The organism is Streptomyces sp. NPDC002853 (assembly GCF_053591915.1).
The window spans coordinates 223963-243409 of sequence record NZ_JBSFUS010000013.1 but is presented as its reverse complement, the minus strand read 5'-3'; the positions used below and the strand labels follow the sequence as shown (position 1 = coordinate 243409).

The window sequence follows — 19447 nt, the reverse complement described above, 5'->3', positions numbered from 1 at the left end:
TTATCAGGACCTTGTGCATTGTGAGTATAGGTAACAGTGAGCTATGCTCCCTCAGTCATCGTCGGCTGTATCTCTGTCGGCGGCCGTCTCACCTCCCGTAGGAGCCCATGCCTCACGACGAACCCAAGTGGACACCGCAGCCCCTGGCCCCCGGCCAAGAGGAACAGCCGCGGCAGATCCGCCGCATCCTGCGCCTCTTCCGCCCCTACCGCGCCCGCCTCGCGATCGTCGGCCTGCTGGTCGGCGCCGCCTCCCTGGTTTCGGTCGCCACCCCCTTCCTGCTGAAGGAGATCCTCGACACCGCGATCCCGCAGGGACGGACCGGCCTGCTGAGCTTGCTCGCCCTCGGAATGATCCTCAGCGCCGTCGTCACCAGCGTCTTCGGCGTCCTGCAGACCCTGATCAGCACGACGGTCGGGCAGCGCGTCATGCACGACCTGCGCACCGCTGTCTACGGCCGCCTGCAGAGCATGTCGCTCGCCTTCTTCACCAGGACCCGCACCGGAGAGGTCCAGTCCCGCATCGCCAGCGACATCGGCGGCATGCAGGCCACGGTCACCTCCACCGCCACCTCCCTGGTCTCGAACCTCACCAGCGTGATCGCCACGATCGTGGCGATGCTCGCCCTCGACTGGCGCCTGACGGTCGTCTCGCTGCTCCTGCTGCCCGTCTTCGTGTGGATCAGCCGCCGGGTCGGCCGCGAACGCAAGAAGATCGCCACGCAGCGGCAGAAGCAGATGGCCGCGATGGCGGCGACGGTCACCGAGTCGCTCTCCGTCAGCGGCATCCTGCTCGGGCGCACGATGGGCCGCTCCGACTCGCTCACCAAGACCTTCGCCGAGGAGTCCGACCGCCTCGTCGACCTGGAGGTCCGCTCGAACATGGCGGGGCGCTGGCGCATGGCCGTCATCTCGATCGTCATGGCCGCCATGCCCGCCGTCATCTACTGGACCGCGGGCCTGGCCTTCCAGATGGGCGGCCCGACGGTCTCGATCGGCACGCTCGTCGCATTCGTCTCGCTCCAGCAGGGCCTGTTCCGGCCCACCGTGAGCCTGCTCTCCACCGGCGTGCAGATCCAGACCTCGCTCGCGCTCTTCCAGCGCATCTTCGAGTACCTGGACCTGCCCATCGACATCACCGAGCCCGAGCGCCCGGTGCGCCTCGACAAGATCAAGGGCGAAGTCCGCTTCGAGGACGTCGAGTTCCGCTACGACGGGGAGGACGGCCAAAGCCGCCCGATCCTCGACGGCATCGACATCACCGTCCCCGCCGGCGGCAGCCTGGCCGTCGTGGGCCCCACCGGTTCGGGAAAGTCGACCCTCAGCTATCTGGTGCCGCGGCTGTACGACGTGACGGGCGGCCGCGTCACGATCGACGGGGTCGACGTGCGCGACCTGGACTTCGACACGCTGGCCCGCGCGGTCGGTGTCGTGTCCCAGGAGACGTATCTCTTCCATGCCTCGGTCGCCGAGAACCTGCGCTTCGCCAAGCCCGACGCCACGGACGAGGAGCTGATCGCCGCCGCCGGGGCCGCCCAGATCCACGACCACATAGCGTCCCTGCCCGACGGGTACGACACGGTGGTCGGCGAGCGCGGCCACCGCTTCTCCGGGGGCGAGAAGCAGCGCCTGGCCATCGCCCGTACGATCCTGCGAGATCCGCCCGTGCTCGTCCTGGACGAGGCGACCAGCGCTCTGGACACGCACACCGAGCGCGCCGTGCAGGACGCCATCGACGCGCTGTCCGCGGACCGGACGACGCTCACGATCGCCCACCGGCTCTCCACGGTCCGCGGCGCCGACCAGATCGTGGTCCTGGACGCGGGCAGGACCGCCGAGCGCGGTACGCACGAGGAGCTCCTGGAAAAGGACGGCCGTTACGCCGCTCTGGTCCGCAGGGACGCACAACTGGAGCCTGCGACATGAAAATATGCTCGGTATGTCCGCATTCGCACGATAATGTGCCCGCATGCTGCAGACCAAGACTCCGCGCCGGGGCACGATTCGACTGACGCGTCGGGGCCGGATCGCCCTGATCGCGACCGGAACCGTCGCCGCGGTCACCGCCGTGGCGGTGCCGCTGCTGCTCCCGGACGACGACGCAGGCCCCGAATCACTGACGATCCCGGAGGGCTGGCGCACCAGCCAGGTGTACGAGGCCGTCGACAAGGCCCTCGACGTACCGGCGGGCACCACGAAGAAGGCCCTCCCCCAGGCGAAGCTCAAACTCCCCGGCGACGCACGCGGCAACCCCGAGGGTTACCTCTTCCCCGCGACGTATCCCATCGACAAGCAGTCGACCCCCGCATCCGTGCTCTCGTACATGGTGAACACGGCGGCCAAGAAGTTCGGCGGCAATCAGGTCACGGCGGGCGCCGACCGCAACACCATGAACGTCTACCAGACCGTCACCATCGCCAGCATGATCGAAGCCGAGGCCGGCTCCAAGGCGGACATGGGCAAGGTGGCCCGGGTCATCCACAACCGCCTCGAGCAGGGCATGCCGCTGCAGATGGACTCGACGATCAACTACGCCCTGAACCGCTCCACGCTGAAGACCCGCGACAGCGACACGAGGATCAACAGCCCGTACAACACCTATACGCGCATGGGCCTGCCCCCCACCCCGATCGGCAACCCCGGCGAGGAGGCGATGCGCGCGGCGATCAATCCGACACCGGGCAACTGGCTGTACTTCGTGACGGTGAAGCCGGGGGACACCCGCTTCACCGCGAACTTCGAGGAGCAGCAGAAGAACGTGGCGGAGTTCAACAAGAACCAGAGCAAGAACAAGGACGAGGCCAAGCAAGCCGGCTAGGCCCCGGGCGTCCCGGTCCCGGGTCTCACACCGTGACCGGGGCGTCCGCCAGCAGTCGCTTGATGTCCCGTACCGCCGCGCGTCCCGCGCGGTTCGCGCCGATCGTGCTGGCCGAGGGGCCGTAGCCCACCAGATGGACGCGGGGGTCGACGACGGCGCGGGTGCCCTCGATGCGGATGCCGCCGCCCGGCTCGCGCAGCCGCAGCGGTGCCAGGTGTTCGATGGCCGCGCGGAACCCGGTGGCCCAGAGAATGATGTCGGCGTCCACGCGGCGCCCGTCGTCCCACTCGACGCCGCTCGGCGTGATGCGGTCGAACATCGGCAGCCGGTCGAGCACCCCGTCGGCCCTGGCCCGGCGGATGGCGTCGTTCACGGGCAGTCCGGTCACGGACACCACGCTCTGCGGCGCGAGCCCCTGCCGCACCCGCTCCTCGACCATGGCGACGGCCGAACGCCCCCAGTTCTCGTCGAAGGGTCCCTCGCGGAAGACGGGCGGGCGCCGGGTCACCCAGGTGGTCTGTGCGGCGTACGGGGCGATCTCCATCAGATGCTGGGTGCCCGAGGCCCCGCCGCCCACGACGATCACCCGTTGCCCCTCGAACGCCTCGGGCCCCGGGTAGACGGCCGTGTGCAACTGCCGTCCACGGAACGTCTCCTGTCCCGGGTAGCGCGGCCAGAACGGGCGGTCCCACGTCCCCGTGGCGTTGATCAGCGCGCGCGTCGACCAGACCCCGGCCGATGTCTCGACGAGCAGCCGCCCGCCCTCGCCCTCACGCACCCGGTGTACGTCGACGGGACGGTGCACCCGCAGGTCGAAGCGCCGCTCGTACTCCTCGAAGTACTCCTGGATGACCTCCGACGAGGGGCGTGCGGGGTCGGCGCCCGTCAGTTCCATGCCGGGCAGCGCGTGCATGCCGTGCACTTTCCCGTAGGTGAGCGAGGGCCAGCGGAACTGCCAGGCGCCGCCCGGCCGGGGCGCGTGGTCCAGGACGACGAAGTCCCGGTCCGGCGCGAAGCCGGCCTTGCGCAGGTGATGGGCGCTGGACAGCCCCGCCTGCCCGGCGCCGATGACGACCACGTCCACCTCGCGTGCGGCTTCGTCGCGTACCGCTTCCTGTGCGGCCGCATCCCGCGCCGCCGCGTCCCGTACCCCGATGTCGTTCACGCTTCTACTAACTCCATCGGGGTACGGGATCTTCCCGCGCGGGCCCGCGGGTCAGCGCCCGCCCGCCACCAGGAGCGGGGCGCCGCCCGGAGCGGAGGCCGGACGCCCGTTCGCCGCGGGCACCCCGGCCAGTTGCGAGGCCGGAATCCGGGGCAGCAGCCCGCGCGCCGCCAGGTCCGGGATCACGCCCTCGCCGAACCAGTACGCCTCCTCCAGATGCGGATAGCCCGAAAGCACGAAGTGCTCGACCCCCAGCGCGTGATACTCCTCGATCCGGTCCGCGACGTCCGCGTGGCTGCCGACGAGTGCGGTGCCCGCGCCACCTCGCACGAGACCGACGCCCGCCCAGAGATTCGGTGAGATCTCCAGCTCGTCGCGGGAACCGCCGTGCAGCGCGAGCATCCGCTGCTGGCCGACCGACTCGCTGCGGCCGAGCGCCTGCTGTGCGGCGGCGATGGTGTCCGGGTCGAGATCGTCGAGCAGCCGGTTCGCCGTGGCCCACGCCTCGGCGGCCGAGTCGCGCGAGATGGTGTGCAGCCGGATGCCGAACCGGACCGTGCGCCCCTGCTCCTCGGCGAGGCCACGAATCCAGTCGATCTTCTGCTTGACCTGCTCGGGAGGCTCGCCCCAGGTCAGGTACACGTCCGTGTGCCGCGCCGCGACAGGACCGGCCGCCGCCGACGAGCCGCCGAAGAAGATCTCCGGCAGCGGGTCCGGCGGCAACGCGGTGAGACCGCCTTCCACGTCGTAGTGCTCGCCGTGGAAGTCGAAGGGCTTTCCGCCCCACACGCCCCGCACGACGGACAGGAACTCGTCCGTGCGGGCGTATCGGTGATCGTGGTCGAGATGGTCGCCGAAGCGCCGCTGCTCGGTCGAGTCGCCGCCCGTGACGACGTTCAGGAGCAGGCGTCCGCGCGTGATGCGCTGATACGTGGCCGCCATCTGCGCGGCGAGCACCGGGGAGATGACGCCGGGCCTGAACGCCACCAGGAACTTGAGCCGCTCGGTGTGCTGGGCGAGGGCGACCGTCGTCAGCCAGGCGTCCTCGCACCACGTGCCGGTCGGGGTCAGCACGGCCTCGAAGCCCAACTGCTCGGCCGCCTTGGCGATCTGGATCAGATAGTCGATGTCGGGGGCCCGCACCCCGCTGACCGGGGTGACGCGGGAGCGCTTGATGCCGCCGTCGGTGTAGGCGTGCCGGTCGACGAGGGTGCGGCCGTCGCCGCCGGTCGGCAGGAACCAGTTGAGGTGGACGGTCATGGTCAGGACTCCTTGCGGTACGTGCGCGGCTTGCTGGTCGAGGGCGGCAGGTCGCCGTTGAAGCGGGTGTCGACGAAGTCGCCGAAGTCGATGCGGCGCGGAATGAGCTTCTGGCCGGCGAAGGTGTCCGCGATCTCCTGCTCGGAGGCGATCACGTTCTTGTCGACGGCCACGGGGACGCGCGTGCCGTTGCTGCGCTTGACGGCGGCGAGCGCGACCTCGTAGGGCAGGCCGGTGTCCTTCGCCCAGACCTTCGCCCATGCCTCCGGGTGGTCGTAGACCCAGTCCTGGGCCTTGCGCAGCCGCTTGAGGTAGTCGTCGATCGCGGCGGACTTCTTCTTGTCCTTGAGCGCGTGCGGCGCCGCCACCTGGAAGGTGAGGCCGTTCACCAGACCGTCGCCGTCGGTCAGGACGTGCCCCTTCTTGCTCTCCAGAACCTGCGAGGTGTACGGGTCCCAGACCGCCCAGGCGTCCACCTTCCCGCTGGTGTACGCGGCCAGCGCGTCGGCCGGCTGCAGATACTTGACCTTGACGTCCTTGATGCCGAGCCCGGCCTCCTTGAGGGACGCGATCAGCTGGAAGTGGGCCGACGAGCCCTGCGCCACGGCGACGGACCTGCCCTTGAGGTCCTCGGCCTTCTTCACGGGAGAGCCGTCGGGCACGAGAATCGCCTCGCCCGAAGCGGTGCCGTGGTTCGCGGCCACCACGGAGATCTTCGAGCCGGCTCCGGCGGCGAAGACGGGCGGCGTGTTGCCGACGGCGCCGATGTCCACGGCCTTGGCGTTGACGGCCTCCAGGAGGGGAGGCCCTGAGGTGAACGTGGACCAGCGGATCTTGTACTTCAGGTCGTCGAGCTCCCCGGCGGCGCGCAGCACGGCCTCCGAACCGCCCTTCTGGTCACCGACGTTGAGGGTGAGCGACCCCTGGCCGTCGGTCCCGCCACCCGCGCCCGCGGACGAGGTGCTCGCGGAGGAGGAGCCGGAGCAGGCGGCGAGCAGCAAGGCCAGGGGGAGGAGCAGGGCGGGGGCGGCGAGATGTCGTCGCATGGTGAGTCCGTTCGGTCTGGTCGGGCTGTGCGTTTTGTTCGTGCGGGTTGTGCGGGAGGGGGAATGAGCGGGGATCACGCCGCGGCGGCTTCCGCGATGTGGTCGGGCGCGTCGACACCAAGGCGCTGCAGCAGTTCGGCACGCAGTTCGCCGAAGCGCGGATCGGAGATGCCACGCGGCCGGTCAAGATCGATCTCGGTCTCGTACGCGATGACCCCCTCGTCCATGACGAGCACCCGGTCGGCGAGGAGCACGGCTTCCTCCACGTCATGGGTGACCAGCAGGACGGCGCATCCGCGCCGCTGCCACAGCTCGTCGACGAGGCGCTGGGCCTTGATGCGGGTGAGCGCGTCGAGCGCGCCGAACGGTTCGTCGAGCAGCAGCAGATCGGGCTCGCGCACCAGGGCGCGGGCCAGCGAGGCGCGCTGGGCCTCGCCGCCCGAGAGCGTCTTGGGCCAGGCGTTCGTACGGTGCTTGAGGCCGACCTCCTCCAACGCCCGCTCCGCGACGCCGCGTTCGGGCTTTCCCCGCAGTCCGAGCAGGACGTTGCGCCACACCCGCTTCCAGGGCATGAGCCGGGGCGCCTGGAACGCGACGGCCTTGCGGCGCGGCACGAGGACCGTCCCCTCGATGTCCCGGTCGAGCCCGGCGAGGATGCGCAGCAGGGTGGACTTGCCGCAGCCGCTGCGTCCCAGCAGCGCCACGAACTCGCCCGGCCGCACGTCGAGGTCGAGTTGATCGATGACGGCGCGCCCGTCGAAGGAGCGGGTGAGACCCTCGACCCGTACCGCCGAAGTGGGCGCTGTCGTACGGGTGTGGGGAGTCACCGGCCGGTGAACGTCGGTCGCCATTGCAGCAGCAGCCTTTCGAGGGTGCGGACGATGAAGTCGGCGATGAGGCCGAGGAAGGCGTAGACGATCAGGCAGACGACGATCACGTCGGTCCGCAGGAAGTCACGCGCCTGGACCATCAGGAAGCCGATCCCGGAGTCCGCGTTGATCTGCTCGGCGAAGACGAGGGCGAGCCAGGCGATGCCCAGGGAGTAGCGCAGCCCGGTCATCGCGCCCGGCAGCGCGCCCGGCAGGATGACGTGGCGCACGAGCCCCCACCGTGAGAGCCCGAGGGACTCGCCGGCCTCGATGAGCTGCGAGTCGACCCCGCGGATGCCCGCGTACACGTTCAGGTAGAGCGGGAACGAGACACCCAGCGTGATGATGGCGACCTTGGGCGCCTCGCCGATGCCGAACCAGATGATGAACAGCGGGATGAGCCCGACGAACGGCACGGTGCGCAGCATCTGCACGCTGGCGTCCACGAGATCCTCGCCGACGCGGAACAGCCCGGAGATGAGCGCGAGCGAGGTCCCGACGACGGTGCCGAGCAGCAGCCCCACCGCGACCCGTTGCAGGGAGACCCCCATGGCGGAGGTCAGCGAACCGTCGACGAGGAGATCACGGGCGACGCCCGCGATGGTTCCCGGCGACGCGAGGATGTCTGCGCTCAACGCCCTTGTGGAGCTGAGGAGTTGCCACAGGGCGAGCAGTGCGAGAGGGCCCGAGGTGCGGCGCAGCCAGCGAGGGACGCGGGCGCCGCGGGTGGAAGAGGGGACGATGGGAACGAGATGCGGTTCGCCCGACCGGACGTCTCCGGCGTCCTGGGCGGGGTGGCCGGACTTGGATATTCCCGAAATGTCCGGCGGGGAATCCGGCGGGGCGTGGCTGATGCTCATGGCTGCTCCACGGCAGGAGGGAGGGATGCTCGAACGGCCTACGCGCAGGACGGGGAAATCAACCGCGCGACGGCGTCAGGGCAGAGAAGGAGGAGAAGAGAGAAAAGAACTGAGAAGGCGTCAGCAGCCGCGACGACACGCGGCGGAGGCCACCCGCAGCAGGTCGATGTGACCGCGCGTGGTGAGCAGGGCTGAACGCAACATGCCGCAGAACGTAGCCAGGTCGTCCGCGTACGGTCAATGCCGTCTCGAAAGGCGGACGCCGCGTATCAGCGAACGAGAGACCTCTGCGAGAGGATGGACCCATGTCCGATGCTTTCACCACACGTGTCCTGAACGTCACCACCGGGTCGTCCGAGAAGGTCTTCGACCTCACCGGTGACATCGAGAGTTTTCTCAGTGAGGCGGCGGCCGGCCGCGATGGCCTGCTCAATGTCTTCGTGCCCCACGCGACCGCCGGCGTGGCGATCCTGGAGACCGGCGCGGGCAGCGACAACGACTTGCTCGCCGCGCTGCACACCCTGCTCCCCGCCGACGACCGCTGGCAGCACCGTCACGGCAGCCCCGGCCACGGCCGCGACCATGTCCTGCCCGCCCTGGTGCCGCCGCACGCGACGTTGCCGGTGGTGGGAGGCCGCCTTGAGCTGGGGACGTGGCAGTCGGTGTGCCTGGTGGACACCAACCGGGACAACCCTCGTCGCGAGGTGCGGCTGTCGTTCCTCGGGTGAGCTGTGGGGGAGGGGGCGTCCGTGTGCTGTGCGGTGGCTCCGAACGAGTGGACTTCTTGACACGGGGACGGGCGGTCGGGACCGCGTCGGGGGCCGAGGTGGTGATGTTCGTGACGTCCGCCCCCTTGTCTGGAAGATCCCCCTGCCTGGAAGAGGCACCCCCGAATGAGACGTTCCACTTCCCGCCGTACCCTCTGTGCAGCGCTGCTCGTCGCGTCCTTGTGGGCGCCGACGGCGGCCCATCCCGCCGCGGCCGATCAGCGGCCGATCGCCGCCCACCCCGATAAGGGCGACTGCCCGAACAGCCTGGGACGCAAGCTCACGTCCCGCCTCGACAAGACCATGAACGACGTCGGAAAGAAGGCGGGCATCCCCGGGGCCGTCGTCGGTCTATGGATGCCGGGCAAGGGTTGCTACGTCCGGTCCATGGGCGTCGCCGACACCAGGACCGGTGAGCCGATGGCTGCCGACTCCTTCGTCCGGATCGGCAGCGAGACCAAGACGTTCACCGTCACCGCGCTGCTGGAGCTCGTGGACGAAGGCCGGGTCAAGCTGGACGATCCGATCTCCAAGTACGTCAAGGGCGTGCCCAAGGGCCACCGCATCACGCTGCGCCAGCTCGCGGAGATGCGCAGCGGTCTGTTCCCGTACACCGAGGACGCCGGTTTCGTCCGCGACCTGCTGAGCGACCCGCAGCGCACCTTCACCCCGCGCCAGTCCCTCGCGTACGGCTTCAAGCACCGCAACACCTTCGCCCCGGGCAAGAAGTTCCAGTACTCCAACTCCAACCTCGTCCTGCTGGGCATGGTGATCGAAAAGGTCACCGGCCACCGGCTGGCCGACGTCATCCACCACCGCGTGCTGCGCCCGGCGCACCTGCACCACACACTGTTCCCGCAGGGCAACGAGTTCCCTCAGCCGCACCCGCGCGGCTACACCGACCAGACGCTGAGCGGTGAGGTCGCGGACGCGACGAACTGGAACCCCAGCTGGGCCTGGGCAGCGGGGGCGATGATCTCGAACCTGCACGATCTGCGTATCTGGGCCAAGTCGGTCGCCACCGGGCAGCTGCTCAGCCCCGAGACCCAGAAGCAGCGGCTCAAGACCTTGCCCACCGGCTTCCCCGGTACCACCTACGGTCTCGGCATCCTCAAGACCAACGGCTGGATCGGGCACAACGGCTCCATCCCGGGCTACGAGACCGTGACGGTCTACCTGCCCTCGAAGAAGGCCACCCTGGTCGTCATGATGAACACCGACATCACGAGCCAGGGCCAGGAGCCGTCCACCCTGCTCGCCCGTGCGATCACAGCGGTCGCCACCCCGAAGAACGTCTACGACGGTTCGGCCACCGCGCCCTAGTCCGCGCCGGTGATCCCTCGTCAGCGGCGGCCGGTGGACAGGGTGACCAGGAACTGGCCGCCGCCCGGCTCGATGTCGGCGGTCACCGGCAGCCCCGGTACCAGTCGGGAGAACCGGTCCACCAGCCAATCGGCCGCGTCTTGAGCGTCCCGCCTGGTCGGACAACGCCCCACCATCTCGCGGCCCCCCTTGCGCTCCAGCCTCCCGGCGACGGTGATCAGCGGTGCGGGTTCGACCACGTACAGGCGATCCGGCCAGGCGATGACCACCTTGACCGCGCCCTTGCGGGTGTTGCATCCGCGGTGCGCGAGCCGCTCGACGACCTTGGCCTTCCGGTCGGCGGTCCGGCTGTCGACGCTGGGCCCCCGCGGGTCGTTCACCGACTCGTCGGAGTCGACCGCTTCGTCACACACCCAGCATCGCCAGCCGTCGCGCTCGGCCACATCATCAAGAAGACTCATCCGAGTAAGCTAGCCTGCCCGGCCGGCACCCGCGCACCAGGACCCCCTGCAGAGTCCTACCTGCGCATATGCCGACTCCCTGGGTGAGCTGTGGCTCCTCGGGTGCGAGGTGACGGGTGGGGATTCGCCCGGCGGTATCCGGCCGGATTCCCCCCGGATCATGGCCGAGACGTGAGCGGTCCGTTGACAGGTTTCCGAGGCCTTCGTAGCTTTTCAAATCGTTGGGAACATCGATGATTTGAGAAGTAGATCATTTAGATCTCGGGGGAATGATGTCCGGACGAACGACCTCGGCGGGCGGGCGGGGGTGGACCCTGGCCGTGGTGTGTGTGGCCACGTTCATGCTGCTGCTCGACCTGACCGTGGTGAATGTGGCGCTGCCCGACATCAGGGACGCGTTCGACGCGAGTTTCACCTCGCTCCAGTGGGTGCTCGACGCGTACGCCCTCGGTCTCGCCGCCGTGCTGCTGACAGCCGGATCACTGGCCGACCGGCTGGGGCGCAAGCGCGTCTTCAACATCGGCTTCGTCGTGTTCCTGGTGGCCTCGCTCGCCTGCGGCCTGGCGAACGACGCCGCCGTCCTGTCCGTGGCCCGAGGGGTCCAGGGACTGGGCGGTGCGGTTCTGTTCGCCGTCGGTCCCGCGCTGATCGGCCAGGAGTACCAGGGCAAGGACCGGGGCAGGGCCTTCGGCATCTTCGGGGGAGTGGTCGGGCTGTCCATCGCCTTCGGCCCGCTCATCGGGGGTGCGCTCACCGACGGGCTGAGCTGGCGCTGGATCTTCCTGGTGAACGTGCCGGTCGGGCTGCTCGCCATGGCCGTGAGCGCGCTGCGGATGCGCGAGTCGCGAGCGGAGTCGGCCCCGGCGGTGGACTGGTGGGGGATGGTGCTGTTCACCGGCGCGCTGACCCTGTTGGTCCTGGGGCTGCTGCGAGGGGAGGCCGAGGGCTGGGGCAGTGCTCCCATCGTCGGCATGTTCGTGGCCGCCGTGCTGCTGCTCGGGATGTTCGGCGTCGTGGAGCGGCGGCGGGGTGAACGGGCCATGTTCCAGCTGTCGTTGTTCAGGAACACGACGTTCAACGGGGTGTCGGTGGTGACGCTGCTGTGCGCCGCCGCGACCATGTCCGCGATCTTCCTCCTGGTGTCGTACGTGCAGAACGTCCTCGCGTACTCGCCGTGGGAGACCGGTCTGCGCTTCCTTCCGCTGACCGGGACACTGTTCGTGGCGGCCGCGATCTCCGGGTCACTGACCACCCGGGTGCCGCAGCGGCTGCTGATGGGCACCTCCCTCGCGCTCATCGCGGCCGGGCTCTTCCTGGTCGCGCTCACCGGTCCGGACACCTCCTGGACCGCGCTGTTGCCGAGCATGTTCGGGATCGGCCTTGGCATGGGGCTCTTCAATCCGCCGCGTGCCTCGCTGTCCATCGCCGTCGTGGAACCGTCCAAGGCGGGCATGGCCTCGGGGATCAACGAGACGTTCCAGCAGGTGGGCGTCGCCATCGGCATCGCGGGATTCGGTGCGGCGTTCCAGGGCAGGGTGACCGATCTCTTCGTGCAATCCGACGCGGGGCGTCAACTGGGTTCATCCGCCCACGAGTTCGGTGAGGCCGTGGCGGCGGGCGGCGGCGCGGAAGCCGTCGGCCGTGCGCCCTCGGGGACGGCCCCCGCACTCGAGGCGGCGGCACGCGCCGCCTTCGTGGACGGGCTGACGGACGTGATGTTCGTGTGCGCGCTCGTCGCCGCCGTCGGTGCGGTGGTGGGATTCGCCTTCATCCGTACGCGCGATCTGCACGAGAGTGCCCTGGGCGAGACCGTGGAGGATAGCGGTCGGACGGCGGTGAACACCGTTGAGGCGCAAGGGCTCTTGGAGAAGGAGAGTGCCGGGACGCCGGTCGTGGCGCAGTCCGCACATACCGGGGGAGACGGGTGAGTCACCGAGTCGGGGGAGATGGGTAACCCGGTCGGAGACGGCCGGGCTACCCGCCCCGATCGCCCACGGCACCGTCCCTGACACCGGCCTTGGAGGCCGGTGTCAGCGCCAGTACCCTTGACGTGATCGACGATCGGCGCGGGGGATGTTCGGCATGGCTGGGGAACCACATCCCCTGGCCCGGTCCCTTCACCGAGATGTCAGCAGCAGAACCGAGAGTCAGCCAGTAAAGGGGAGCGGCCCGGATGACTGAGGCGACGCCCATTCCGGCGCAACCCGCCGGGCTCGACTTCCCCCTCGTCCGCAGGACCGGCTATCTGCTGAACAAAGCCGGATCGATCCTGATGGAGGACGCGGAGAAGGCACTCATGGCGCAGGGCATGCGGCTGCGCTATTTCTACGTTCTCGCGGCACTGGAAAGTGATCTGCACCTGTCTCAGCAGGATCTGAGCAGACTCCTGCACCTCGATCCGACGACCATGGTGGCCCTGATCGACGAGATGGAGCGGGCCGGCCATGTGGAGCGGCGGCGCAACCCGTCGGACCGCAGGCGCTACATCCTGCGTCTCACCGACGGCGGCCGCGAGGCACTCGAGCGCGCGGGGCGTGCCGTCGACGCCGTGGAGCAGGACTTTCTCTCCGCCGTGCCCGAGCAGGACCGCGAGCGGCTTCGCACCCTGCTCGGTGATCTGCTGGCCGACCGCTGGCCGCGCGTGATCGCCTGCGAGTGACTCCGGCGAAATTCCGCGAATTCTGCGGTGCAACTGGAGTCAAAGAATCCCCATTTGAGGTTTACTTTGGGTCGATCTGTGGAGGCCATCACAGATTACCTTGACTAATTGCTTTCCCCTTGATGTGCCGGATAGTGTTTTTTCTGTCCGGGTCACATGACTCGCGACACGGGGGAAGGTAAACGGGGAATGAGTAACAAGGAATTAGTATACGGATCTTTGGAAAGTTGCCTCGGGCCGGGCAGCTCCCGCTTTTTCGGGAGCGGATACAAACGCGTCACCCAAGGCCTCAAGGACATCACCACCGATGGCTCCGCCGACCCGGGTGCGCTGGTCACCGCGCGCGGCACGCTCACCTATCCGCGCGACTGGTCCCGCAAATCGGGCGCCGGTGAGCTGCGCCCGCATCTGAGCAGCATCGACGCGCTGGTGCTCGCCGCGAACCTGGCGGAGACGCACCTCGGCCGGGCCTTCGGGCTCGGCGCCGCCGAGCGGCGCAGGATCTGGCTGCGCAGCGCGGACGTACGGGCCGGCAGCTCGCCGCACGAGGATCTCGCGGACTTTCCCGTGCGCGGCAGGCTGCTCGCCGTCGACGGTCCGACCGGGGAACTCGCCACGCTGGCCAGCACGTTCGACTGCCGCGTCGGGAGCCTGAAGGTGCGCTGCACGCTCGTGCACGAACAGGGCAGGCGGACGGGGACCCCGGTCACGTACGACGACGAGAAGCAGGCGCTCGGACCGGCGCGAGCCCGCCACTACGGCGTGGGCTACAAGCAGCGCGACCAGTACGCCGAGCAGGTCCGCGTCGACCTCGACCGGCAGGAGATCCAGGGACGGCAGCGCGTCGTCGCCACGGACGGGGACGCGCACACCTGCGGGGCGGAAGCGGCCTACGGGCCGTCGGTCTCCCTGGTCGACGCGCTGGTGGGAGTGGCCCAGCTGGCCCAGGTCCTGCTCTACGCACAGGACGGGCTGTCCCGCGGCACCACCGACACGCTCTGGATGAGGCGCTTCGTCATCAGCGCCGGCACGCCGGTGCGCCCCATGGGGCACAGCTTCACCCCGACCGTGCGCACCGCGAGCTCCCGGCTCCTGTCCATGGGCGACGCCCGCTGGCGTACCGCGGAACTGAGCGTCGACGACTTCGCGGGGATCGACGGCCGCTGCTGGCTGGCGCACCGTCTGCCCGCCGTCGCCGCATAACCGCACGGCCCAATTGGCTCTGCCCGGACAGGTATTCCGGCACGCTGGAATTACGGGCAGGCGCGAAATGTAAGGCACGCAAGGATCGCAAGAAACGCAAGAAATGCAACGGGGGAAAGAGATCATGCGCTTCACGCCCACGCTCCGATCAGGAGACGTGCTCGTCGTGCTCGAAGGGCCTGCCCGTCTGCTCTGGGAGGAGCACACACGCGGGGTTGGACCGAGGAACTGGACACCGACGGGATTATGGCCGGACGAAAGGCAGCGTGCCGAGGTGCGCGAGCACCTGGACGCGGAACGGCCGCTGCTCGTCCTTCTCGACGAGGCCCGCTGCCGCGTACCCATGCTGCGCGAGGAGTGGCGGGCCGCGCCCCCTCAACTGCGTCGCGCTCAGGGGGACATCGGCTTCGAGGGGGCCGGGGACGACGAGGTCGTCGAGGTCGGAGTGCCGTTCCTCGACTGGCTGCCCGAGGTGCACAGGGAGCGCGCGGCGCGCTTCCTCGCGCGGACGGACGCCGAACTGGCCCGTACACCGATGGCGTTCCTGCCGCCGCTGATGACCGAGGAACCGCGTGACGGAACACCGCCGAGCCCACGCTTCGCCCGGCGGCTGCTGCCCAGCGCGCTGACGGCCGATCGCCTCGCGGCGGCCATCGAGCACCTGTTCGCCGATGCGTCGCGCTGCTGCGTGGCGGCGACCGGCTCGGCGAGGTGATCCCGATGGACGAGCACGCGATGGACGAGCACCTCAGCCTGGGGGAGATCGGCCTGCTGATCGCCACGACAGCCACCCGGAACCTGGTGCTCAACGGCCGGCGTACGGCGGAACTCCGCCGTAGGCAGGCTCAGCGGACTCATCAGGCGAAGGACGCCAACACCCCGGGGAGCCACTGATGGGACGCTCGGTCATGGTCACCGGCGGCAACCGCGGCATCGGACTCGCCGTGGCCACCGCCCTGGCGGCCGACGGTGACCATGTCGCCGTCACCCACCGGGACACCGCACCGCCCCACGGGCTGCTCGGTGTCCGCGCGGAGATGACGGACACGCAGAGCATCGACGCCGCCTTCAAGGAGGCGGAGGCCGCACACGGGCCGGTCGAAGTCCTCGTCGTCAACGCGGGCATCACCCGGGACACCCTGATCCTGCGCATGGACGAGCAGGACTTCACGGACGTCGTCGACGTCAACCTGCACGGCGCCTTCCGCACGGTGCGACGTGCCGTACGCGGCATGGTCCGGGCACGCTGGGGCCGCATCGTGCTGATCTCCTCCATGACCTTCGCGTACGGAGCGCCGGGCCAGGTCAACTACGCGGCGGCCAAGGCGGGAATGCTCGGCATGGCCCGCTCCCTGGCCTGGGAGCTCGGCCCGCGCAACATCACGGTCAACATCGTCGCGCCGGGCCTGATCGACACGGACATGAGCCGCGCGATCACCGACGACCGCCGTGAACACCTGCTGTCCATCACTCCGCTCGGTCGCGTCGGGGAGGCGGCCGATGTCGCCGCCGCCGTGCGCTACCTCACCGGCGAATCGGGCCGCTTCGTCACCGGAGCGGTCCTGCCCATCAGCGGAGGCCTGGGCCTCGGCGGCTGACCCGATCACCCACACCCCGGCTCCGGCCGGGCCACCCACCACGGGAAGAGAACACACCATGGGGAACACAAGCACCCCCACACCCGCCCCGATCGCACAGCAGGGCCTGCACCTGGCGATCTCCGGGACGTACTCCAGCGGCAAGAGCACCACGACCGAGACGCTGTCGATGGCCACGGGCATCCCGCGCACGCACGCGATGACGTCGCGGGAGATCCTCGTGGATCTCGTTCCGGGCAAGCAGGTCCAGGAGCTGAGCGCGATGGAGCTGACGATGCTGGGGTTACGCCGGCTGGAGGAGCGGATCCATCACGAGGCGGGCGAGGGGCCGTTCATCTCGGACGGCTCCGTGATCCACGAGTGGATCTACGGTGAGGCCCGCATGCGGGTCGGCATCAACCCCGGGGCGAACGTGCTGCTGCGGGCGGTGAAGAACGTGGCCGGACTCCCGGTCAAGCGGTTCTACCGCCAGTACATGGACGCCTACGGCGCGGTCGCCAAGGCCCGTGCCAAGCGGATCTACGACGCCTATGTGCACCTGCCGGTCGAGTTCGAGATGAGGGCGGACGGCCACCGGCCGGTCTCCGAGAAGTTCCGGCGGATGTCCGACGACCTGCTGATCGAGACCCTTCAGGAGCTGGAGATCCCGTACCACGTGGTGGGCGGCAGCGTCCGCGAGCGCGTGGAGCGGATCGTCGAGATCTTCGACCTGCCCCTGGTGATGCCGCTGGACGAAGCAATCGAACGGGCCGGGGTGAAGGTGCGCCGGGCCACCGAGATCCTGGAACAGGACGCCCGCTTCCACGAGGCCCAGCGAACCAAGTCCCTGCGGCGGCGCGCTGCTTACGCGGTGCGTTTTTGACCGCACCTTCCGGTGGGCGGCTACGGCCGCCCACCGGAAACGGGGTCCGGCCGCTTCAGGCGGTGAGCTCCTCCAGGACGGCTTCCCCCGCCGCGCGGTGTTCCGCCGCCGTGGTGGGGTCCGTCGCGTCGAGGATGGTGGCGATGCCCTCGTGTGCCAGTACTTCCTCGTTGCGGTAGCCCAGTCGTGGGGCGAGGTCGAGAGCCTGGCGGTGCAGGCGCAGGGCCTCTTCGGGCAGGCCCGCGAGGCGGCAGGTCTCTGCGTAGCCGTTGAGGAAGTGGATCTTCCAGTGTTCCTCGAAGAGCTCGTCGAGCAGCGCGAACGCCTTGCGGTGGCTGGCCAGCGCCTCTTCGTGGCGGCCCATGCGCCGGAGCGCGACACCCAGGCAGTTGAGGCACCACGCCTCGTTGTGCAGGTGCCCGTCCTCGCGGGCCAGTGCCAGTGCCTGATGCAGCTGCTGCGCCGCCTCGTCGGGCTCCTCGTCGGCGATGGCCACGCCGAGGGTGATCCGGGCCGTCAGCGCGGGCGGCGACGCGGGGTCCGCGTGGGGGATGGTCAGGACCTCCCGGGCCCGCTGCGCCGCCTCCTCGCGGTGTCCCAGTTGCAGCATCGCCCAGGCTTCGGACGCCGCTGCGGCGGCCCTGCCCGTCGGGCAGTCGGCCTGCTCGTACAACTTCCCGGCCAGCCGGAAGAGTTCGAGCGGCTCCTCGACAAAACCCTCGTCCCACTTCAGGTAGCCGCGCCGCAGGGTCAGCTCGGCCTCCGACCCCAGGCCCCCCGCCCGAGAAGCCGCCTCGTACGACGCGGCGGCCTCCGCCATCCGGCCCGCGTTGTAGCGGGCGAAGCCCAAGTCGCTGTGGGCGTCCGCCAGTTGGAGTGGATCGCCGATGCGTTCGGCGGCGGCCAGAGCCCGCTCGAAGAGGACGTTGAGGTGCGTCGTGCCGCACCGCCGCGCGAAGTACGCCCGCAGGAAACGCGGCAGCTCGCACACGTGCGCGTCGGCCCCGACGGCGGCCGCCGTCTCGAAGGCGGCCACCAGGTTCTCGTACTCCAAGACGAGCCAGGCGAACGCCGCGTGCTTGTCCGGGAACTGATGCAAGGCGACCGGAGCCGGGCCCGCCGAGGGTGCCCGGCCGGGGGACAGGAACGGCATCGCGGCGTCGGCGGCTGCCGCCGCGTGCACGTAGTAGTCGAGGAAGCGGCCGAGGGCCCGCTGCCGTTCGGCCGGTGAGTCCTGCTCCTCCCCGGCCCGGCGCGCGTGCTGGTGCACCAGGTCGTGCAGGCGGTAGCGGCCCGCCGTCGACTCCTGTACGAGGTGCGCGTCGACCAGGTCCTCCAGCATCGCCCGCGCGCTGCTCAGCGGCACGTCCGCCAGGGACGCCGCCAGGTACTCGTCGAAGGAACCCCCCGGCAGCAGTCCGAGCAGCCGGAACAGGCGGGCCTGGGCACGGTCCAACTGCCTTACGGACATGGCGAACGCGGTGTCGAACTCGCTCGCCCCCTCGGCCATCCGCTCGACGAGGATGCCCACGGTCCAGCCCGGCCGGTGCCGCAGCCGGGCCGCGGCCAGACGCAGCGCCAACGGCAGGTGGCCGCACAGCCGCAGCACCTCCGCGGCGGCTTGCGGGTCACGGGCGAGGCGGCCGTCGGGACCGACCGGGTCGCCGCTCGCACGGGCAAGGAGTTCCGCGCTCTCCTGCGGGCTCAGCACGTCGAGCGAAACGGGCGGCACCTCGTCCAGGCCGAGAAGCCGGTTGCGGCTGGTGATCAGGGCGACGGACGGACCGGCTCCCGGCAGCAGAGGGCGGACCTGGTCGGCGTCGGCGGCGTTGTCGATCACCACGACGACGCGCCGGTCGGCCAGCTCGGACCGCCAGCAGGCGGCCAGTTGCTCGACGCCCTCGCGCGGGACCTTCTCGGACGGCACGTCCAGCGCGCCGAGCAGCATGCGCAGCGCGGAGTCGGGGTCGAGCGGTTCCCGGCCCTCGGTGAACCCGTGCAGATCCACGTAGAGCTGCGCGTCCGGGTAGTCGGCGGCCAGCCGGTGCGCGGCATGTATCGCCAGACACGTCTTGCCGACCCCCGCCATGCCGTCGACGGCGACCACCCGGTGGCTGTCCACCGCTGCGAGCACCGCCGCGAGCTGCCCCTCGCGACCGGTGAAGTCGGGCACGTCGCGCGGCAGGTCGTTGCGGGGCTTCGGCCTGCCCTGGCGGCTGGACTTCGGGGGCGCGGGAAGGGGGTTGGAGGAGCGTTCCCACAGGGGGCGCAGCGGGCGGGGGTCGCGCTTGACGAGTCGGCAGAGCGCGACCACCGCGGGCCACGGCGGCAGGGTCTGGCCGCTGAGGTAGCGGGACAGCGACGAGGAGCTGAGGCCCGCGTCGCGGGCGAGGGCCCTTACGCCGAGTCCGGACAGTTCCTGGATCAGGCGTAGCCGCGCCGCCAGTTCGTTCTGCGGATCCGTCTTCGCCGTGCGTTGCGGCTCGTCCACCAGATACCCCCCGTGTCCCGTGTGGCCAGAAACCTACCGGGCCACGTCGTCGCTGCTCAAGGGTGT

General features: G+C 69.8%; 19 protein-coding genes. 11 read left to right on the top strand and 8 right to left on the bottom strand.

What is annotated here, in order from left to right; genetic code table 11:
* The first annotated feature begins 107 nt into the window (after positions 1–107).
* A complete protein-coding gene (locus ACWD02_RS33375; protein WP_451217452.1) occupies positions 108–1925 on the top strand; it encodes an ABC transporter ATP-binding protein in 1818 nt (605 codons plus the stop codon).
* 46 nt (positions 1926–1971) lie between these two features.
* Entirely contained in the window at positions 1972–2817 is an 846-nt protein-coding gene (gene mltG / locus ACWD02_RS33370; RefSeq protein WP_451217674.1) for an endolytic transglycosylase MltG, read from the top strand.
* A gap of 25 nt (positions 2818–2842) precedes the next feature.
* On the opposite strand, the gene ACWD02_RS33365 is transcribed toward mltG, so the two are convergent.
* The 6 genes from ACWD02_RS33365 to ACWD02_RS33340 all read right to left on the bottom strand — a co-directional run bounded on the left by ACWD02_RS33365 (position 2843) and on the right by ACWD02_RS33340 (position 8221).
* On the bottom strand, positions 2843–3901 hold the full coding sequence (locus tag ACWD02_RS33365; protein ID WP_451217671.1) for an NAD(P)-binding domain-containing protein: 1059 nt from the start codon (positions 3899–3901) through the stop codon (positions 2843–2845).
* Between the two features lie 132 nt (positions 3902–4033).
* Positions 4034–5242 carry an LLM class flavin-dependent oxidoreductase gene (locus ACWD02_RS33360; protein WP_451217449.1) on the bottom strand — a complete coding sequence of 403 codons (1209 nt, stop codon included), beginning with the start codon at positions 5240–5242 and terminating at the stop codon, positions 4034–4036.
* Between the two features lie 2 nt (positions 5243–5244).
* Positions 5245–6288, bottom strand: a complete 1044-nt coding sequence (locus ACWD02_RS33355) for an ABC transporter substrate-binding protein (protein ID WP_451217446.1) — start codon at positions 6286–6288, stop codon at positions 5245–5247.
* A gap of 74 nt (positions 6289–6362) precedes the next feature.
* Positions 6363–7139: an ABC transporter ATP-binding protein gene (locus ACWD02_RS33350; protein ID WP_451217443.1), complete on the bottom strand. Its 777-nt coding sequence runs from the start codon at positions 7137–7139 to the stop codon at positions 6363–6365.
* Positions 7112–8017, bottom strand: coding sequence for an ABC transporter permease (locus tag ACWD02_RS33345; RefSeq protein WP_451217440.1), 906 nt, complete (start codon positions 8015–8017; stop codon positions 7112–7114). The genes ACWD02_RS33350 and ACWD02_RS33345 overlap by 28 nt, the downstream gene beginning before the upstream one ends.
* 120 nt (positions 8018–8137) lie before the next feature.
* A complete protein-coding gene (locus ACWD02_RS33340) occupies positions 8138–8221 on the bottom strand; it encodes a putative leader peptide (RefSeq protein ID WP_349817350.1) in 84 nt (27 codons plus the stop codon).
* A gap of 101 nt (positions 8222–8322) precedes the next feature.
* On the opposite strand from ACWD02_RS33340, the gene ACWD02_RS33335 reads away from it, so the two are divergent.
* Positions 8323–8745 carry a secondary thiamine-phosphate synthase enzyme YjbQ gene (locus ACWD02_RS33335; protein ID WP_451217437.1) on the top strand — a complete coding sequence of 141 codons (423 nt, stop codon included), beginning with the start codon at positions 8323–8325 and terminating at the stop codon, positions 8743–8745.
* Between the two features lie 165 nt (positions 8746–8910).
* A complete protein-coding gene (locus ACWD02_RS33330; RefSeq protein WP_451217434.1) occupies positions 8911–10107 on the top strand; it encodes a serine hydrolase domain-containing protein in 1197 nt (398 codons plus the stop codon).
* A 20-nt stretch (positions 10108–10127) separates the two neighbouring features.
* On the opposite strand, the gene ACWD02_RS33325 is transcribed toward ACWD02_RS33330, so the two are convergent.
* The gene (locus tag ACWD02_RS33325) at positions 10128–10568 is read right to left on the bottom strand and encodes a hypothetical protein (RefSeq protein WP_451217431.1); all 441 of its coding nucleotides are present in this window, start codon (positions 10566–10568) and stop codon (positions 10128–10130) included.
* A gap of 269 nt (positions 10569–10837) precedes the next feature.
* Here ACWD02_RS33325 and ACWD02_RS33320 point away from each other — a divergent pair, with 269 nt between their 5' ends.
* The 7 genes from ACWD02_RS33320 to ACWD02_RS33290 all read left to right on the top strand — a co-directional run bounded on the left by ACWD02_RS33320 (position 10838) and on the right by ACWD02_RS33290 (position 16890).
* Positions 10838–12496: an MFS transporter gene (locus tag ACWD02_RS33320; RefSeq protein WP_451217429.1), complete on the top strand. Its 1659-nt coding sequence runs from the start codon at positions 10838–10840 to the stop codon at positions 12494–12496.
* A gap of 245 nt (positions 12497–12741) precedes the next feature.
* Positions 12742–13227: a MarR family winged helix-turn-helix transcriptional regulator gene (locus tag ACWD02_RS33315; protein WP_451217426.1), complete on the top strand. Its 486-nt coding sequence runs from the start codon at positions 12742–12744 to the stop codon at positions 13225–13227.
* A gap of 189 nt (positions 13228–13416) precedes the next feature.
* Positions 13417–14430 carry an AvrD family protein gene (locus ACWD02_RS33310; protein ID WP_451217423.1) on the top strand — a complete coding sequence of 338 codons (1014 nt, stop codon included), beginning with the start codon at positions 13417–13419 and terminating at the stop codon, positions 14428–14430.
* A 124-nt stretch (positions 14431–14554) separates the two neighbouring features.
* Positions 14555–15145 carry a hypothetical protein gene (locus ACWD02_RS33305; RefSeq protein WP_451217420.1) on the top strand — a complete coding sequence of 197 codons (591 nt, stop codon included), beginning with the start codon at positions 14555–14557 and terminating at the stop codon, positions 15143–15145.
* A 5-nt stretch (positions 15146–15150) separates the two neighbouring features.
* On the top strand, positions 15151–15324 hold the full coding sequence (locus tag ACWD02_RS33300; RefSeq protein WP_451217417.1) for a hypothetical protein: 174 nt from the start codon (positions 15151–15153) through the stop codon (positions 15322–15324).
* On the top strand, positions 15324–16028 hold the full coding sequence (gene fabG, locus ACWD02_RS33295) for a 3-oxoacyl-ACP reductase FabG (protein ID WP_451217414.1): 705 nt from the start codon (positions 15324–15326) through the stop codon (positions 16026–16028). Before ACWD02_RS33300 ends, fabG begins: the two co-directional genes overlap by 1 nt.
* 58 nt (positions 16029–16086) lie before the next feature.
* Positions 16087–16890, top strand: a complete 804-nt coding sequence (locus ACWD02_RS33290) for an ATP/GTP-binding protein (RefSeq protein WP_451217411.1) — start codon at positions 16087–16089, stop codon at positions 16888–16890.
* Between the two features lie 55 nt (positions 16891–16945).
* On the opposite strand, the gene ACWD02_RS33285 is transcribed toward ACWD02_RS33290, so the two are convergent.
* Positions 16946–19381, bottom strand: coding sequence for an ATP-binding protein (locus ACWD02_RS33285; protein ID WP_451217408.1), 2436 nt, complete (start codon positions 19379–19381; stop codon positions 16946–16948).
* Positions 19382–19447 lie beyond the last annotated feature (66 nt).

Coding starts and splice junctions, on each gene's coding strand:
- ACWD02_RS33360 (WP_451217449.1), bottom strand. CDS start 5,242: ATGACCGTCCACCTCAACTGGTTCCTGCCGACCGGCGGCGACGGCCGC.
- ACWD02_RS33290 (WP_451217411.1), top strand. CDS start 16,087: ATGGGGAACACAAGCACCCCCACACCCGCCCCGATCGCACAGCAGGGC.
- ACWD02_RS33335 (WP_451217437.1), top strand. CDS start 8,323: ATGTCCGATGCTTTCACCACACGTGTCCTGAACGTCACCACCGGGTCG.
- fabG (WP_451217414.1), top strand. CDS start 15,324: ATGGGACGCTCGGTCATGGTCACCGGCGGCAACCGCGGCATCGGACTC.
- ACWD02_RS33350 (WP_451217443.1), bottom strand. CDS start 7,139: ATGGCGACCGACGTTCACCGGCCGGTGACTCCCCACACCCGTACGACA.
- ACWD02_RS33345 (WP_451217440.1), bottom strand. CDS start 8,017: ATGAGCATCAGCCACGCCCCGCCGGATTCCCCGCCGGACATTTCGGGA.
- ACWD02_RS33310 (WP_451217423.1), top strand. CDS start 13,417: ATGAGTAACAAGGAATTAGTATACGGATCTTTGGAAAGTTGCCTCGGG.
- ACWD02_RS33355 (WP_451217446.1), bottom strand. CDS start 6,288: ATGCGACGACATCTCGCCGCCCCCGCCCTGCTCCTCCCCCTGGCCTTG.
- ACWD02_RS33315 (WP_451217426.1), top strand. CDS start 12,742: ATGACTGAGGCGACGCCCATTCCGGCGCAACCCGCCGGGCTCGACTTC.
- ACWD02_RS33375 (WP_451217452.1), top strand. CDS start 108: ATGCCTCACGACGAACCCAAGTGGACACCGCAGCCCCTGGCCCCCGGC.
- ACWD02_RS33325 (WP_451217431.1), bottom strand. CDS start 10,568: ATGAGTCTTCTTGATGATGTGGCCGAGCGCGACGGCTGGCGATGCTGG.
- ACWD02_RS33305 (WP_451217420.1), top strand. CDS start 14,555: ATGCGCTTCACGCCCACGCTCCGATCAGGAGACGTGCTCGTCGTGCTC.
- ACWD02_RS33330 (WP_451217434.1), top strand. CDS start 8,911: ATGAGACGTTCCACTTCCCGCCGTACCCTCTGTGCAGCGCTGCTCGTC.
- ACWD02_RS33320 (WP_451217429.1), top strand. CDS start 10,838: ATGATGTCCGGACGAACGACCTCGGCGGGCGGGCGGGGGTGGACCCTG.
- ACWD02_RS33300 (WP_451217417.1), top strand. CDS start 15,151: ATGGACGAGCACGCGATGGACGAGCACCTCAGCCTGGGGGAGATCGGC.
- ACWD02_RS33340 (WP_349817350.1), bottom strand. CDS start 8,221: ATGTTGCGTTCAGCCCTGCTCACCACGCGCGGTCACATCGACCTGCTG.